This is a genomic window from Sorangium aterium, assembly GCF_028368935.1.
Classification (GTDB): Bacteria; Myxococcota_A; Polyangia; order Polyangiales; family Polyangiaceae; genus Sorangium; species Sorangium atrum.
In genome coordinates, this window is record NZ_JAQNDK010000001.1 from 2,689,584 (window position 1) to 2,705,007 (window position 15,424).

A 15,424-nucleotide genomic window follows, 5' to 3' on the forward strand; every position below is an offset into this window, starting at 1 on the left:
GTACACTGGCTCGCAATGTCGCTGCCGCCCCTGTTCCCTCGGCGCCGTCTCGCTCGGGGTCTCGCCGCGCTCGCCCTCGCGCTCTCTCCCGTCGCCTGCGCGGCCTCTGGCTCGCCGGGGGCGAAGGGGCCGCCAGGCGCCGAGGGCCGCGTCGCTGCCGTCGAGGTCCGCGACGCCGATTTCTCCGCCAGCCTGTACACGATCGTGCGCGACGGCAAGCAGAGCCCGCAGCGCACCGGCCTGCTCATCGGCGTGGTCCGCAGGCAGCTCGCGCACGCCGCGGGGCGCTTCAACGCGGGGCAGCCCGACCGGGCCGTCGACAGCGTCCTCGGTGCGCTCTCCCTCGTCCGTCCAGGCGAGGGGCGCGCCGAGATGATCGACGCCGTGGGCGAGCGCGCCATCGCCGGCGCGATCGATCGGCTGAGCCCGCGCGGCGACGAGGGGCGGGTGCGGGCCCTCATGGAGCTCCGCTCCGCCGCGCTGCCGAGCGGGAGCCGGGCCCGCGCCGAGAGCGACGAGCACCTCGCCGCGCTCGAGCAATGGATGAAGGAGACGCGCACCGGCGGGCCGCTCGAGCAGCTCGGCGCGGATCAGCGCGCGGCCGTCTCGCGCGCCCTCGTCGACGGCCGCGCGGAGTCCATCCAGCGCGCGGCCGCCGCCACCGTGGCGTGGATCGATCGGGCGATCGAGTTCAACATCGAGTACCGGCAAGGCGGCGCGAGGCCGGAGCGCGAGGAGGCGGTCGAGGCGGCGCGCGCGCTGGAGTCGGGCGGCGCGAGCCTGGCGGCGCTGTTCCTCCGCTTCGGGGACGCGAAGGGCGCGATCGACCAGATCGACCGCACGAGCGTGCGCCGGGTGATCCCGCCGGGCCTCTACCAGCGGCTCAAGGCCGCCGCCACCGACGACGACGCGGTCTCGTGGCAGGCGCTCGCCGCCGCCTTCGCGCAGCACGAGGCGCAGGAGCGCGACGCGGAGACCGGGATGCGGCAGGATCTGCTCGACGGGGCGATCTGGGGCGCGGCCCTCGAGGCCTACCGGCGCGACCCGCTGAACTACGACAGCGCCACGCTCCTCTCCCAGGTGATGATCCGCCTCGGCATGTCCGAGGCGACGCCGCTCGTGATCGCCGGCGCGCTCGGCGATCGGCCGAGCCCCGGCGCGCTCGGCGCCGCGCTCGGGCTCGTGCTGAGCGCGCTCTCGGAGGAGGCGTCGAACGACGATTTCGAGGCGGCCCGGCGCACCTACAACGCGGCGGGGCCGCTGCTCGTGCTCGCCGATCAGGCGGCGCGCGGCGGCGGCGCGCTCGATCCGTCGGGCGCGCGCGTCCGCTCCCTCATGGCGTCGGTCGAGCTGCGCGCTGGCAACCTCGTGGCCGCGCTGCCGCTGCTCCGCGCGGCGACGGCGGCCGAGCCGACGGTCAACGGGCTCACGCTGCTCGCGATGGCCGAGCGGCAGTCCGGCGAGCCCCAGGCCGCGCTCGAGGACGTGCGGCGGGCGCTGGGCGCGCCGGACGCGCGCAGCGCGCCGCTCGAGATCATCCAGGCGCACCTGCTCGCGTTCGAGCTCCACCGCGACGCTGGCACGCAGGACCGGGCGAAGGAGTCGCTCGACGCGGCGCTCGCCGCCGCGCTCGACACCCGGCAGCGCGCCCGGGATCCCGGCGCGAAGGCGCGGACGGAGCGGCTGCTCGGGCGCATCCTCGACGGCTATGGCGACGAGAAGGGCGCGACCCGGGCGTACGACCGGGCGTTCGCCCTGGTCGCGGCCGAGCCGCCGCAGCTCGGCGCCACGATGCTCGACGCCGTGGGGCGCGCGCTCGTGGAGCGCGATCTCCCCGCCGCGCGGCGCGCGCTGAAGCGCGGCCTCGAGGCGAACGTGGACGAGGAGGATCTCGTCTACGGCGGGCTCTGGGTCCTGCTGCTGGAGCGCGCCCTCGGCGTCGCGACCGACGGCACCGCGGGCCGCGCGCTGGACAGCGCGACGAGCCGCGCGTCCTGGACGGGGAAGCTCGCGGCCTGGGCGAACGGTGGGCTCAACGACGCGGATCTCGGCAGGCTCGCCCGGAGCGCGGCGCAGCGGGTGGAGGCGCAATTTTACACGGCGATGGCCAGGAAGGCGGCGGGGGATGCCGGCGCGGACGAGCGTCTCCGCGCGGTGTCGAAGAGCCCCGTGATCGACCTGCTCGAGGTGCACCTCGCGCGCGAGATGCTTGCGCCCGTGCTGCACCTCGATCTGCCCCGCAACGCGGGCCTTCCGTAGAGCGCGCCAGCGATCCCGCGCGGGATGGCCGGCGCCGGATGTGCGATGGGGTCTCCGCTGGTCAGGTGGCGAGTTGGTCGGATGACCAGCGCGGAGCGCGCGACGCGGAGCGCTACTGGCGCGCGGAGCGCGCGACGCTGCGCGCCAACAGCGCGTGGAAGGAATAAAGGGCTTCCACGCGTGCGCCTTGTCGTTCGATCATCGATGAATGTCCGATGACCGGAACGATCCGCTCGAGAAGCTCACCGCCGCTCACCGGAGCCTGGAAGAGAACCTGAACGATCTCGCGCGCGCCGCGCGGGCGCTCAGCGAGCCGCGCGGGCGCGCCGCCGCGCTCGAGGGTCTCTCCAGCGTGGTGTCCTACTTCGAGCGGTCGATGAGCCGGCATCGCGAGGACGAGGAGCGCTCGCTGTACCCGCGGCTCGCGGTGCTCGAGGCGATCGCGCCGACCCTCGAGCGTCTCCGGCAGGAGCACAAGGCGCAACAGCGCGCGATCGACGCGCTGCGCGCCGCGATCGACAGAGACGGCGGCCCCGAGGCCGTGGAGACGATCCCCCAGCTCATCGAGGACCTGCGCGTCGCGCACCATCGCCACGTCGAGTGCGAGGAGCAGGAGGTATTTCCGGCCGCTCGCCGGTTCCTGCAGGCCTCGGCCAAGCAGGGGATCTGGAACGAGATGGAGACGCGCCGAGGGCGCGGCGGGCAAGGCAACCCGGCCAAGGGCATCAGCGGGCGACCCTACCGCCCGGGCGGGATGCGCAGGGGCCCGTAGCACCCGCCCCGGGGGATGCGTCGCGGCCGCGATCGCTCGGCGCGGTCGACTGGAGACCGTTCCTAGAACTGCTCCTCGCGCGCGCGCTCGAGCGCGGCGCGCAGGTAGTTCTGCGCTCGAAGCGTGTGCGCCCCGTCGGGGTGCTGGTCCAGGTGGCTGCGGAACGCCTCCGCCGATTGCATGAAGCTCCCCAGTCGATAGAGGGTGACGCCGCGGGCGAGGTGCCTGGGATAGGAGGGGTCGAGCGCAGCGATCTCGTCGATCTTCTTCAGGCGATACTGCTCCTCGGCGCGCCGCGCCTCCGCTGCGCGGATCGCCGCCGCGGGCGCGCGCGGCCCCGAGCCGCCCGCCTGCTCAAGACGCGCCGCCGTCTCCTCGTCGGGAGGAGCAGGAAGGGCCTGCGCGCTCCTCGCGGCGACGGTCGGGTGCGCGAGCAAGAACTTGAACAGCGCGCGCTCCTCGTCGAGCGCCGGGGCGAGCGGATCTCGCTGGACGCCGACGATGGCGCTCCAGCGCTTCTTGAAGAGCACGCCGAGCACGACGCCATCCATGGCGACGCGGCGGGCCCCCTCCCCGCCGCCGCGCTGCGCCTCCCCCTGCTCCAGCCAGGCGTTTCGGCGGAGCAGCCCGACGAAGTCGCCGCCGAGCTCGCGCAGCTCGTCGGACTCCTCGCCTGTCGCCTCGAAGCGGCGCACCTCGCGCACGAACGCTCTCAGCTGGTAGGCGCGCAGCCGGAGCACCGCCTCGTCCCCCTGGGCGAGGGCGGGACCCACGGCGCCGCTCACGCGCGCGCGCGCGGCCAGGAGCTCGGCCTCGGTATGATCCGCGTCGGCGTCCACGAGCCCGAACGCGCGGACGGCGGAGCCGAGCTCGCGCACCTCGGTGTCGAGCCCGAGCTCCTCGGCCTCGCGAGCGCGGGTGATGTCCGCGTCTCGCACGCGCGCGAGGGCTCGCGCGTCCGCGAGCGGCAGCGGCAGCTCGGCCGGCTCGACCGACCGCGGCACGGCGAGGACCGCGGCCGAGCCCGCGATGAACACGGCCACGAGCCCCGGCTCCCAGCCCTCGAGGTGCCGCTTCCAGCCGCGGCGCGCCCCCGCGTCGGCCCTCGTGGACGACGCGACCGCGGGGGTGCTGCTGCTGCCGCTTTTGCTCGAGCGACTCGAGCGACTCGAAGAAGAACTCGAGTGCGGCTCCCGGCGCTTGACAGCGACGCTCTCGGCTCGCGACATTGATCGTCTCCTCTGCGCTCCAGAATACCCCACGCGGCGCGCCTCAGCGCCGCGCAGCTAGCCAGCGAGGAACGTGCGAGATCACCGGAAGCACCCGCGCAAGCAAATCGAGCTCTCGATCGCGTTCCGGATCGGTGACGGCCCGCGCGTCGACGCGATATGCCGCGACCTAAGCCTCGGCGGGATGTTCATCGAGACGAGCTCGCCGGCTCCCTTCGGCGCGACCGTCGAGGTGCTGCTGTCCCTGCAAGGACTGAAGCAGGCCGCCGTGATCCCGTCGGTTGTACGATGGACCACCCCCGAGGGGATGGGGGTGCAGTTCGGCGTGATGGGCGCGAGAGAAACCTACGCGCTCACGCAGCTCCTAGGCTCGCTCTAGAGCGGCAGTCTAGAGCTAGGCTCGCTCTAGAGCGGCGGTCACCCGCACAGGAGACGGGTCCAGATCGGCGTTTTCGGCGCGCAGGCGCACTCGAGTGCGCCGAGCACCGAAAACGTCGAGATGGGCCCGTCTCCGAAGCGGGTGGCCGCCGCTCAGTCGTCGATGGTCAGGGGGATGTCGAGCTGCCTCGAGCCTCCGGCGAAGCGACCTCGGTAGAGGCCCTCGGCGCAGGACTGCAGCGCCGGGCGGAGCGGCGGGTTGAAGCGCAGGGCGGCGACGCTGCCGTCGGGGCGCACGGAGACGTGCAGCGTCGAGACGATCGAGCGGCGGACCGAGGACCTGCTGCCCGCGCTCTCTCGCGCAAAGCAGCTCGAGAGCAGCGACTGCACGGAGGCCGGCGTGAGCGCCGGCGGGCTAGGTGCTTCCTGCGCCTCCGGGACCGGCGGCGCGAGGGCAGGCGGGGGCTCGGTCGTCAGCGGCGACAGCGGCGCATTCGGCTCGGCGACCGACGGAGCGACGGGCTCCTCCGCGCGAGCCACGACCGCCGGGGCCAGAGCGGCTCCGCCCGGCGGACGCGCGCCGATGGCCGGCTGGGGCGGAGCAGGTGCAGGCGCCGGCTCCGGCGGCGCGACCTCGGCGGCGCCGCCCTGCGGCGCGGGGCGATCGAGGAGGCGCGCCTCGCGGCCGCCGTCGAGCGAGAAGGTGCCGCGCGACGGGCCGACGAGGAGGTGCGCGGTGGTGGCGCCGCGGTACGCCGCGGGGCCGACCGCGACGGTGCCGTGCTCCACGTCGACCTCCACGCGGCCCTCCAGCCGGGTCACGGTGAAGAGCGTGCCGTGCACCGCGACGCGGGTGCCGTCCACCTCGACGGCGAACGCCTCGACGAGCCCCTCCTCGGGCGCGCGCGTGACGACGTCGGCGCGCACCGAGCCCCGCTCGAGCGAGATCACGTGGCCGACCCCCGCCGCGCCCACGGCGCGCACGACGGCGCGGCTGTCCGGCAGGAGCGTCCAGCGCACCGAGCCGACGTCGACGAAGGAGACCGCGTGGTCAGCGGTCTCGATGGAGTCGCCAGGCCGGAGGGCGCGGAAGTCCAGGTCGCCGGACGCCTGGTCGCCGCCGGCTGCCGCGGGGACCTCGGCGAGATCGCGGGCGCGCGGCGGCGTCGACGTCGCCGTGACGGGCGGGGCGGACCGCCCGGCCGCGAGGACCGCGAACGCGATGGCCGCCGCCGCCGCCGCGAACCCGAGCGCGCGCCCGAGCGGCGAGCGCTGCGGCGGCGCGGCGCGGTGGACAGGAGCGGCCCGCTCGATCCGCGCGAACAGCTCGCGCTCGATCGTCTCCCAGCGCGGCTCGGGCGGCTCCTCGGCGCGGAGCAACCGCTCCATGTGCTCGCGTGCCCGATCGTAGTGCTTTGCGCCGCTCATGCGTCCTCCGCGTCGACAGCCGATGGATCCGCCGCGGGATATCCCACGGCGGCGCCCCCCACGGAAACGCGCGCGCGCGCCGCTGCCGGACCGGCGCCGTCCGGCTTGTCCGCGCCGCCCTCGGCCAGCTCGGCGGCGAGCTGGGCGAGCGCGGGCTCGGCGCGCATCATCGCCTCGATCTCGCGGCGCGCATAGAACAGGCGCGTCCGCACCGTCAGGACCGGCGCGCCGACGATCTCGGCGATCTCGGTCGGCGGGATCCCCTCGAGCTCGTGCAGGACGTAGACGACCCGCTTCTTCTCGGGCAGGCGCTCCAGCACCCGCCGAAAGGCGTCGATCCTGCGAGCGCGAGCGGCGTCCTCGTCCGGGAGCATGCCGCGGTCCACCTCGATATCGACGCCGAGCTCGCCCACGAACACCGGCCGGCAGCGGGCAGCGCGCCGCGCCATCAGCACGGCATTGACCGTCACCCGGTGGAGCCACGTCGTGAACTTCGATTGCCCCCGGAAGTCGCCCAGGCTCCGGTGCACCTGGATGAACACCTCCTGGATGACGTCCTCGACGTCGGCGGTCGGCCCGAGCATCCTGAAGACGAGCCGCGCGACGTCGCGGCGGTAGCGGCGGAAGATCTCTGCGAACGCCGTCGGGTCACCGCTCTGGAAGCGGCGTATCCACTCGCCCCCGTCGTCGGGCTCGGTCACCTGCGGAAGCCTACCCGCCCCCTCGGCGCTCATGGAGCTCGACGGAGAGACGACGAGCGCCGGACGACGAGCGCGGTCACCGCCCGCAAACGCGACGTCGAGCGCCGCGTGGGCGTCTCTGGCAGCGCACTCGGGCAGGTCGTCGCCACGGCCGTCCGGCGCAGCCGTGTCACCAGGGAAGAACGACCGCGAGAGGTGCACCCACAGCGCCCCCGTCTCGACCGCCACGGTATGCACGGAGGGCTCTGATGCGCCGAGCCGCCGGATCATTCATGGCGCCGCACGGCCGCCCCCACCCGGGCGGCGGTTACGCCGAACGCAGAAAAGTTGTTCCTTGAGCCACATTGGCGCGACCTTCCGGCGCATGATCTTCATCGCCGTATCGCTGACCGTGGCCCTCGTCGCCGCCGACCTGCTCGATCTCGGCTCCCGCCGCCGCGATCGCGTGTAGCGAGCGCCTTCAGCCCCTGACAAAAAAGCCCGGCTGGAGCCCGCGCCGGCCTCAGGCCAACGAGCGCTCCAGCCGGGTGAGTCGAGAGATCACGGCGCCGTCCGGGTCGTCCCCGTCGGCTTCAGCCCGCGGCCTCGGCCCCCGCCGCGCCGCCCTTCTTCGGCAGGTCGAAGAGCGCCGACAGCTCGACCTTCTCCTGCTTCTTCTGCTCGAGGAGCCGGTTGACCGCGCGAAGCACGCGCGTCTTCGCGGGGCCGCTGATCGGCTTGCCCTGCAGCGCGGCGCTCAGCGTGCGGTCGGTCACGGGACGACCGCTGCGCGGCTTCTTGGTCCCGGCCGCCTCCTTCTTCTTGGCGGCGTCCTCGCTGCCACGCGCCAGCCGCTTGGTCAGGCGGATCGCCCGATCCTCCGGCTGCAGCCGCTCGATCTTCACCGACGCCGCGATGATGCGGCGGGGGTCGATCTTCTTTTCCTTCAAGAAATCTTCGATCTTGGTACCCATCGTCGTCACTTGCCCCGAAAGGGCGGCGACCCTATCACGCGCGGCGCCGTCGTGCATCTGCGACGTTTACGCTGCGACGTTTACCCTTTGCGCGGCCCTGGGGTAGCTTGTCGCGGTGACCCTCCTGCCTGAGCTCGACGAAGCCGCGCGCGTCATTCGTGAACGAATTCCAGTGCCTCCGCGCGTCGGTGTGGTGCTGGGATCAGGGCTCGGCGGCTGGGGCGACGAGCTCGCCGAGCTCGTGAAGGTGCCCTACGCGGACCTCCCCGGCATGCCCCGGCCGGCCGTCGCCGGGCACCCCGGCTTCCTCTGCGCCGGCCGCGTCGGGGACGTGCCGGTCGCCTGCCTGCAGGGGCGCGCGCACCTCTACGAGGGGCACCCGCTGGCGAAGGTGGTGTTCGGCGTGCGGGTGCTCGCCCGGCTCGGCTGTCGCGCCGTGCTGCTGACGAACGCGGCCGGCGGCATCAACCTGGGGTTCGCCGCCGGCGACCTGATGCTGCTCACCGATCATCTGAACCTGATGGGAGCGAACCCGCTGGTCGGGCCGAACGACGAGGCGCTCGGCAAGCGCTTCCCCGACATGACCTACGCGCACGATCCGCGGCTGATCGAGCTCGCCAGGGCGGCGGCGGACGACGCGGGCGTCGCCCTGCGCGAGGGGGTCTACGCCGCGCTGCTCGGGCCGACGTACGAGACGCCCGCCGAGATCCGCATGCTGCGCACGCTCGGGGCCGATGCGGTCGGGATGAGCACGGTCCCGGAGATCATCGCGCTCAGGCACATGGGCGTGCCGGCCGCGGCCATCTCGTGCGTCACGAACCTCGCCGCGGGGCTGACCAAGCGCGAGCTCGACCACAAGGAGGTCGAGGAGACGGCCCGAGAGGCGCGCGCCCGGTTCACGGCGCTGCTCTCGGCGTGGGTCCGCCGCGTAGGCGCCGACGTCGCGGCCGGGAGCTCGGCGTCGTGAGCCGCGCTCCGCACGACGCCTGCCACGACGCCGGCGACGCGCCCGCCTCCCCCGAGGCGGCGCAGGCGATCGACTGGGACGCGCTCGACCGGGCCGCCCTCGCCGTCCGGACGAGGGCGCACGCGCCGTACTCCAGTTACCGGGTGGGCGCGGCGATCGTCGTGCGATCCGGCCGCGTGTTCACCGGCTGCAACGTCGAGAACGCCTCGTACGGGCTCACCATCTGCGCGGAGCGCTCCGCCATCGTGCAGATGGTCGCGGCCGGCGAGCGCGATCCGATCGCGCTCACCGTCGCCACCAGCGGGCCCGTGCTCGGGAGCCCGTGCGGCATGTGCCGGCAGACCCTCGCGGAGTTCGCCGTGGAACTCCCGATCCGCCTCATCGCCGCCGAGGCCGACGGCGTGCCGCCGCGGACCACCTCGCTGTCGGCGCTGCTCCCCGAGGCGTTCGGGGCGGCCGCGCTCTCGCGCTGATCGCCCCGAGCGCCCTCCAGGGAGCGCCGAGGGCTCACTCGATCGAGAGCGCCTCGGCTTGATCGATCTGCGACAGCGCCGCGGCGAGCGCCTCCCGCGCGCGCTCGAGCGAGACGCGGTCCTCGCCCCACTTCGAGCGTGCCTTCTGCAGGCGGGCGCGCTCGACGGCGAGATGCTCGGTGAGCTGCTCGCCGTGCGCCCGCAGGGTGTCGCGCTCCTCGGTCCGCTGCGAGAGCTGAGCGCCGAGCTCGCTCCCGCGCCGGTCGGCCTCGGCGAGCCGGCCCTGGAGCGCCTCGATGGATTGCGCCCGCTCGGCGAGCTCGCCCAGCAAGCGCTCGCGCTCCGCGGCGGCCGCGGAGAGCTCGCCTGCGCGCTGCTCCAGCTGCTGATCGAGCTCCTGCGTCCGGGCCTCGAGGTTCGCGATCTGGCTGCGCGCCTGCCCGAGCTCGGTGGAGAGGCCGCGGGCGACCTCGTCCAGCTCGCGCCGCTGCGCCGCCCAGGCGGCCTCCCGCTCGGCGGTCTCGGCCTGGTGCGCCGCGCGCGTGTCGGCGAGCGTCTGCGCGTGCGCGGCCTCGAGCTGCGCCTGCCGCTCGGCGGCGCGCTCCTCGAGCTCGGCCACCCGCTTCGCGTGGGCCTGCTCGGCGTCGCGGACGGCCTGCTCGCGCTCCTCGATGAGCTCGCGCTCCCGCGCCGCGAGCTGCGCTGCGAAGCTCTCTCGCGCGGCCGCGAGCGCCCGCGCGTGCTCCTCCGTTTGCTGAGCGACCGCCCGCGCGTGCTCCTCGGCCTGCCCCTCGAGGGCGCGCGCGTGCTCGGTCTGGAGGCGTTGCAGCGCGCTCGCGTGCTCGCGATCCCGCCGTCCGATCTCGTCCGCGTGCTCGCTCCGGAGCGCCTCGACGGCGCTCGCGTGTTCGCCCCGCAGCGACTCCAGCGCGGACGCGTGCTCGCCCCGCAGCGCCTCCAGCGCGGACGCGTGTTCGCCCCGCAGCGACTCCAGCTCGGACGCGTGCCCAGCCTGCTGCTTCTCGAGCGCGGCGGCGTGCTCGGCGCGAGTCCCCTGGAGCGCGGCGGCGTGCTCCGCCTGCGCGCGCTCCAGAGCGGCGGCGTGCTCGCTGCGCGCCGTGTCCAGCGCAGCGGCGTGCTCGCTGCGCGCCGTGTCCAGCGCGGCGGCGTGCTCGCTGCGCGCCGTGTCCAGCACAGCGGCGTGCTCCCGGTCGCGCCGCTCCGTCGCGGCTTCGTGCTCGCGCCGCAGCGCCTCGACGGCGGCCTCGTGCTCGCGCCTCGCCGCGTCGAGCGCCCCGGCGTGCTCGGACCGCAGGCCCTCCATGGCAGCGGCGTGCTCGGTCTTCGCCCCCTCCGCCGCCGCCGCATGCTCGGCCCGGAGGCGGTCCAGCGCCGCGGCGTGCTCGCCGGTCAGCTTCTCGGTGGCGGCGCGATGCTCGGCAGCCTGCTGCTCGCGCCGGGCGGCGTGCTCGGCGTTGAGCCGCTCGATCTCCGCCCGGTGCCCCGCGGCCGCCTGCTCGAAGCGCTCGCGCTCCGCCTGCGCGCTCTCCTCGAGCTCGCGCTGCGCCGAGGCCTCGACGGCGGCGATCGCTTGTGTCTTCTCGTCCGCCGCCGCGCGCAGCGCCTCGGTGTGCGCCGCCTCCGCGTCCATCAGCGCCTGCCGGGCCGCCGAGAGATCCGCGTCGCGGGCGGCGATCTGCCCCTGCAGCTTCTCCGCGCGCGCCTTGAAGTCGTCGGCGCGCTTCGCGGCGAGCTCCTTGTCCGCGCGGAGCGACGCGACCTGCCCGTCGAGGTCCTCGCTCGCGCGCTCGAGCTCCAGGATCCTGTCGACCTGATCGGCCTTCTCCCGCTCGAGCGACAGCGACTGATCCCGGAGCTCCAGCAGCTCCTTGTCCTTGCGCGACATCTGGTCGCGGAGCGCGAGGATCTCCTTGTCCTTCTTGTTCAGCGCCTCGCGCAGATCCAGGAACTCGCGGCTCGACACGCCGCCGGGCCTGGAGCCGGCGCCGCCGCCGGCCGCGAGCTTCACCTTGAGCTCGTCGAGCTCGCGCCGCAGGCGGGCCGCCTCCTGGCTGCCGTCGTTCGCCGAGGAGAGCTCGCCCTCGAGGCGGAGCGAGGTCGCGCGCGCGGCCGCGACTTCCTTGGTGAGGCGGACGATCTCGCCCTTGGATCTGTCCAGCTCGCCACGCAGGCGCTCGATCTCGGCCGGATCGGCGTCGGAGCGAGGCGGCGCGGGCGGCGCAGGGGTCAGCCGCCCGCGCTCGGAGATCGGCGCCCGGTACGCGGCTCCGCGCTCGGAGATCGGAGCCCGGTACGCGGCCCCGCGCTCGGAGACCGGCGCCCGGTACGCGGCCACCGGCGACGAGCTCACGGGCGGCGGCGCCGAGGCTGGTACGGGCGTCTTCGTGGGCGCCAGCGTCCGCGTCGACGGCGCGACCGAGGGCCTGACGTCGGTCCGCTCCTCCTCCTCGTCGCGGATCAGCCGGGTGAACGCGCCGCCGATGAACTCCTCGATGTCCTCGTCCGACTTGCGGACGTCGGACCGCGGCGCGGCGCCCTGCGGGGGCCTCGGCGGAGCTGACGCCCGGGCGCGCTCCTGCGCGGCGGCGACAGGGGGCGCCGACGGTATGGCGGCAGGCGGCGGCGCCGCGGACAGCGGTCTCGGCGCCGCGGACGGCGGCCTCGGCGCGGCGGACGGCGGCACCACGGACGGGGCAGCGGCGGCGGGCGGCGGGGGCGCGGCGGACGGCGGCCTCGGCACCGGCGGCGGGACCGACGGCGCAGCAGCGGGCGGAGGCGCGACGCTCGCGGGCGTGCCGTTCGAGGACACGGCGGCCGTGATGATCGTGGGATCGCCCGAGTCCTCGTCGATGTCGGCCTCGAGCACCTCGGCCTCGTCGATCATGATCGGATCGGCCTCCGCATCGTCCCCGTCGATCGGGACATAGTTGCGGATGTGCTCGAGGAGCTCGCCGAACGCGATCGGCTTGTGAATGTAGTCCTCCGCGCGCGTCCTGAGCTTCCGGTGCTGCTCGAACGTCTCTTCGCTCGACTCGCTCGACATGATGACGAGCGGGACGTCCTTGAGCTGCACGTCCTTCTTGAGCTTGTTGCAGACCGAGAAGCCGTTCATGCGCGGCAGCTCGATCGACAGCAGGATGAGGTCAGGGCGCTCGGCCGCAGCCGCCTGCAGGCCGACGTTGCCGTCGTCGACCACCTGAACGGTGCAGCCGAGGCGGCCCAATTCCGTGCGGAGCTCCCCGGCAAACGCCGGATCGCTCTCAAATACGAGGACTTTCGTCATGTTCCGGGGTGTGCGCGGGTTCGGAGGGGAAACCAAGATATCGGCCCCCTTCGACGAGTGTCAAACACGAGGCTGGCGGCGCAGCTCAGGTCGCGCGGTCGCCGTCCGCCTGCCAATCCTGTCGACGGCGCGCCGAGCGGAAATCGCCCGGCCGGGCGCGATACCGCACAATCCTACATGGCCCTTGCCGGGAAGGGGGAAGACCGCGGAGGAGCCGCGCGCTCGCCGATCAGGGCGCGACGAAGTGGCCGGGCGCCTCGTCTCCGAAGCACAGGCCCATCTCACGGGCCGTGACGACCGTGTCCGAGTCGAGCGGCACCGTCTTCGTCTTGCCGGCGACCTCCTCGAGGGGGACGAGCTCGATCCGGTTCGCTCGCAGCGCCACCATCCCGCTGCCGCAGTCCTCGACGAGGCAGCGCGCCGCGGCCGCGCCGAAGCGGAGGGCGAGCAAGCGATCCGCCGTCGTGGGTCCGCCGCCTCGCTGGAGGTGGCCGAGCACCATCGAGCGCGCTTCCTTGCCGGTGCGGGCCGCGAGCTCCTTCGCCACGCGCTCGGCCACGCCCCCGAGCACGGCGGTGCGGCGGAAGGCGTCGCCCGCGTCCTTGATGATCAGCTCGCCCCCTTGCGCGTGCGCCCCCTCGGCCGCCACGACGATGGAGAAGCGCCGCCCGCGCGACTCCCGCAGGCGGATCTTCTCGGCGATCGCCTCGAACCGGAACGGGATCTCCGGCATCAGGATGGCGTCGGCTCCGCCGGCGATCCCGGCGTTGAGCGCGATCCAGCCCGCGTGCCGCCCCATCACCTCCACGACCATGATCCGCTCGTGCGCCTCGGTCGTGGTGTGGAGCCGGTCGAGCGCCTCGGTCGCGATGGAGACCGCCGTGTCGAAGCCGAACGTGAGGTCCGTGCAGCAGACGTCGTTGTCGATCGTCTTCGGTACGCCGATGACGAGGGGCAGCCCGCGCTGGAGCAGCTGGTGCGCGATCCGCATGGAGCCGTCGCCGCCCACCGAGATGAGCGCGTCGAACCCCTCCGCGCGGAACCGCCGCACGAGATCCTCGGACCGATCCCGGGGCACGAGCCCGTGCTCGCCTGGCGTCGGGTAGTGGAACGGATCGCCGCGGTTCGCGGTGCCCAGGATGGTGCCCCCGAGGTGCGCGATGCCCCGGACCCGCTCGCGATCCAGGCGGATGAGCCCGTCCGGAGCGTCGTCGAGCAGCCCGCGGTACCCCTGCCGGATCCCCCAGACCTCCCAGCCACGCTCGAGCGCGCCGAGCGTGGCCGCGCGGATCACAGCGTTGAGCCCCGGCGCGTCGCCTCCGCCGGTACTGATAGCGATCTTTCGTCCCGCCATGACGCTCGCAGCATCGCGAGCCGCCCCCGGAGACGCAATAGACATCTCCTCGGCCTGGCCTCGAAAGGCTCGGATGCGCGCAACGATGCGGCGGCGCGACGACGGGGGACGGCGGCGAACGCGGCGCGCTGGAGGAGCCCAGGGAGCGCGGCGAGGGAGGGCGTGCCTGCGCGAAGCGGCCTTCGCACCCGGCGCGCGCGTGCGTCGTGTGGTCGGGTCCGCCGCGGGGAGGGTGTCGATCTGGAGGAGCGCAGGCATGACGGTCGCGAGCGCCGGCGACAGGGTATAGGGGGCGTGCGCATGCGATCACCCCGGCTGCGTGCCCCTGTATGAACCGCGCCACCCTGATCCGAGGCATCCAGCTCATCGTCACGCTGACGCTCGCGTCGTTCGCTTACGTCCTCTACAGCGAGATCCACGACAAGCAGGCGAGCCTCACCGCCGCGTTCGCGCACGTGCGCCCGGGCTGGCTGCTCGTCGGCGCCGTGCTGGCGCTGCAAGAGGGCGTGTTCGGAGGCCTCAGGATCTGGAGCCTCGGGCGCGTCCTCTGGCCCGAGCTCCGCCTCCGCACCGCGGTGACCTCGGAGTTCGTGCTGATGTTCTGCGCCGGGGTGACCCCCGGGCAGGCCGGCGCGGCGCCGTCGCAGGCCGCCGTGCTCGTGCACGGCGGCATGCGGCTCGTCGACGTGGCCACGGCCGAGCTCCTCACCGCCTCGTGCACGATCACCTTCTTCCTCCTGTCCGCCCTCGTCATCTTCGCGCTCCAGCAGGGCGGGATGCTGGTCGTGCAGGCGGGCCCGCAGATCGAGTGGCTGCTCATCTTCACCGTCGCGATGTTCGGCTCGGCCCTCGTCGCGCTGATCGCCGCGGCGGCGTACCCGCCCCTCCTCAAGGGGATCGTCCGCGCGCTGTCGGTGCCGCTCGGGAAGCTGCTGCGCGCCGCCCTGCTGGGCGCCCGGCGCGTGCCCCGGCTGCGAGCCCGCGCCGAGGCCGCGCTCGCCGCCCCCGGCGCCACGACCGCGCGCCTGCTGCTGAGCGTGGACGAGTTCCACCAGGGCTTCCGCATCTACATGCGCCGCGGCAAGCGCGCCTACGCCGCCGCCCTGCTGCTCACGTTCGGCTTCTTCTGCTCGCGGTTCGCCGTCGCCTACTTCATCCTGCTCGGGCTCGGCATTCCGACCTCGCCCTCGACGTTCGTCGCGGTAGGCCCGCCGATCGTGCAGGTCGTCCTGATCCAGACGCTGCTCAACTTCGCGCTCTACATGACCCCCACACCAGGCGCGAGCGGCGTCGCCGAGCTCGGCTCGAACGCGCTCATGTCGCCCTGGGTCCACGGCGCGTTCGTGGTGCCGTACGTCGTCCTCTGGCGGGTGCTCACCCTGTTCCTCTGCATGTTCGTCGGGGGGGTCTACGTCTTCCGCTACCTCGGCACCGACGTGCTCGAGGAGCGCGTGAAGCAGACGGAGGCAGAGAAGCGCGCGCTCGCGGAGGCGGCGCGCGCCGGGAGGGCGCCGCTGGATGGGGAGGACGCCGCCGACCGGCAGCGAGGCGTGGGGTGACGCGGGAACGGGGTTGGCCTGGCTGGCGCAGGCCGGCTCACGCCAGC

12 protein-coding genes are annotated in these 15,424 nt (G+C 74.1%); 6 read left to right on the forward strand and 6 right to left on the reverse strand.

Annotated elements, in window-relative coordinates; genetic code table 11:
- The first annotated feature begins 15 nt into the window (after positions 1-15).
- Both POL72_RS09795 and POL72_RS09800 read left to right on the forward strand, forming a co-directional pair.
- Positions 16-2,259 (forward strand): hypothetical protein, encoded by a 2,244-nt coding sequence (locus tag POL72_RS09795; RefSeq protein ID WP_272094786.1) that lies wholly within the window; start codon positions 16-18, stop codon positions 2,257-2,259.
- Positions 2,260-2,467: 208 nt separating this feature from the next.
- The gene (locus POL72_RS09800) at positions 2,468-3,031 is read left to right on the forward strand and encodes a hemerythrin domain-containing protein (RefSeq protein ID WP_272094787.1); all 564 of its coding nucleotides are present in this window, start codon (positions 2,468-2,470) and stop codon (positions 3,029-3,031) included.
- 62 nt (positions 3,032-3,093) lie between these two features.
- On the opposite strand, the gene POL72_RS09805 is transcribed toward POL72_RS09800, so the two are convergent.
- A complete protein-coding gene (locus tag POL72_RS09805) occupies positions 3,094-4,260 on the reverse strand; it encodes a hypothetical protein (RefSeq protein ID WP_272094788.1) in 1,167 nt (388 codons plus the stop codon).
- Positions 4,261-4,333: 73 nt separating this feature from the next.
- Between POL72_RS09805 and POL72_RS09810 the strand changes: the two genes are divergently transcribed.
- On the forward strand, positions 4,334-4,639 hold the full coding sequence (locus POL72_RS09810) for a PilZ domain-containing protein (RefSeq protein WP_272094789.1): 306 nt from the start codon (positions 4,334-4,336) through the stop codon (positions 4,637-4,639).
- Between the two features lie 152 nt (positions 4,640-4,791).
- Here the strand turns inward: POL72_RS09810 and POL72_RS09815 are convergent, their stop codons facing one another.
- From POL72_RS09815 to POL72_RS09825, 3 genes are all read right to left on the reverse strand, one after another.
- Positions 4,792-6,066, reverse strand: coding sequence for a FecR domain-containing protein (locus POL72_RS09815; protein WP_272094790.1), 1,275 nt, complete (start codon positions 6,064-6,066; stop codon positions 4,792-4,794).
- Entirely contained in the window at positions 6,063-7,004 is a 942-nt protein-coding gene (locus POL72_RS09820; RefSeq protein WP_272094791.1) for an RNA polymerase sigma factor, read from the reverse strand. The genes POL72_RS09815 and POL72_RS09820 overlap by 4 nt, the downstream gene beginning before the upstream one ends.
- A gap of 335 nt (positions 7,005-7,339) precedes the next feature.
- Positions 7,340-7,720 (reverse strand): hypothetical protein, encoded by a 381-nt coding sequence (locus POL72_RS09825; RefSeq protein WP_272094792.1) that lies wholly within the window; start codon positions 7,718-7,720, stop codon positions 7,340-7,342.
- Between the two features lie 172 nt (positions 7,721-7,892).
- Between POL72_RS09825 and POL72_RS09830 the strand changes: the two genes are divergently transcribed.
- Positions 7,893-8,687: a purine-nucleoside phosphorylase gene (locus POL72_RS09830; RefSeq protein WP_272094793.1), complete on the forward strand. Its 795-nt coding sequence runs from the start codon at positions 7,893-7,895 to the stop codon at positions 8,685-8,687.
- Positions 8,684-9,160 carry a cytidine deaminase gene (locus POL72_RS09835; RefSeq protein ID WP_272094794.1) on the forward strand — a complete coding sequence of 159 codons (477 nt, stop codon included), beginning with the start codon at positions 8,684-8,686 and terminating at the stop codon, positions 9,158-9,160. Before POL72_RS09830 ends, POL72_RS09835 begins: the two co-directional genes overlap by 4 nt.
- Positions 9,161-9,194: 34 nt before the next feature.
- Here the strand turns inward: POL72_RS09835 and POL72_RS09840 are convergent, their stop codons facing one another.
- Both POL72_RS09840 and POL72_RS09845 read right to left on the reverse strand, forming a co-directional pair.
- Positions 9,195-12,464: a response regulator gene (locus tag POL72_RS09840; RefSeq protein ID WP_272094795.1), complete on the reverse strand. Its 3,270-nt coding sequence runs from the start codon at positions 12,462-12,464 to the stop codon at positions 9,195-9,197.
- A gap of 229 nt (positions 12,465-12,693) precedes the next feature.
- Positions 12,694-13,818 (reverse strand): 6-phosphofructokinase, encoded by a 1,125-nt coding sequence (locus POL72_RS09845; RefSeq protein WP_272094796.1) that lies wholly within the window; start codon positions 13,816-13,818, stop codon positions 12,694-12,696.
- Between the two features lie 329 nt (positions 13,819-14,147).
- Here POL72_RS09845 and POL72_RS09850 point away from each other — a divergent pair, with 329 nt between their 5' ends.
- On the forward strand, positions 14,148-15,377 hold the full coding sequence (locus POL72_RS09850) for a lysylphosphatidylglycerol synthase transmembrane domain-containing protein (protein WP_272094797.1): 1,230 nt from the start codon (positions 14,148-14,150) through the stop codon (positions 15,375-15,377).
- The last annotated feature ends 47 nt before the right edge of the window (positions 15,378-15,424 follow it).

Excerpts from the sequence above, each read along its gene's own strand:
- POL72_RS09795 (WP_272094786.1), top strand. The coding sequence starts at position 16 with ATGTCGCTGCCGCCCCTGTTCCCTCGGCGCCGTCTCGCTCGGGGTCTC.
- POL72_RS09800 (WP_272094787.1), top strand. The coding sequence starts at position 2,468 with ATGTCCGATGACCGGAACGATCCGCTCGAGAAGCTCACCGCCGCTCAC.
- POL72_RS09805 (WP_272094788.1), bottom strand. The coding sequence starts at position 4,260 with ATGTCGCGAGCCGAGAGCGTCGCTGTCAAGCGCCGGGAGCCGCACTCG.
- POL72_RS09815 (WP_272094790.1), bottom strand. The coding sequence starts at position 6,066 with ATGAGCGGCGCAAAGCACTACGATCGGGCACGCGAGCACATGGAGCGG.
- POL72_RS09825 (WP_272094792.1), bottom strand. The coding sequence starts at position 7,720 with ATGGGTACCAAGATCGAAGATTTCTTGAAGGAAAAGAAGATCGACCCC.
- POL72_RS09840 (WP_272094795.1), bottom strand. The coding sequence starts at position 12,464 with ATGACGAAAGTCCTCGTATTTGAGAGCGATCCGGCGTTTGCCGGGGAG.
- POL72_RS09845 (WP_272094796.1), bottom strand. The coding sequence starts at position 13,818 with ATGGCGGGACGAAAGATCGCTATCAGTACCGGCGGAGGCGACGCGCCG.
- POL72_RS09850 (WP_272094797.1), top strand. The coding sequence starts at position 14,148 with ATGAACCGCGCCACCCTGATCCGAGGCATCCAGCTCATCGTCACGCTG.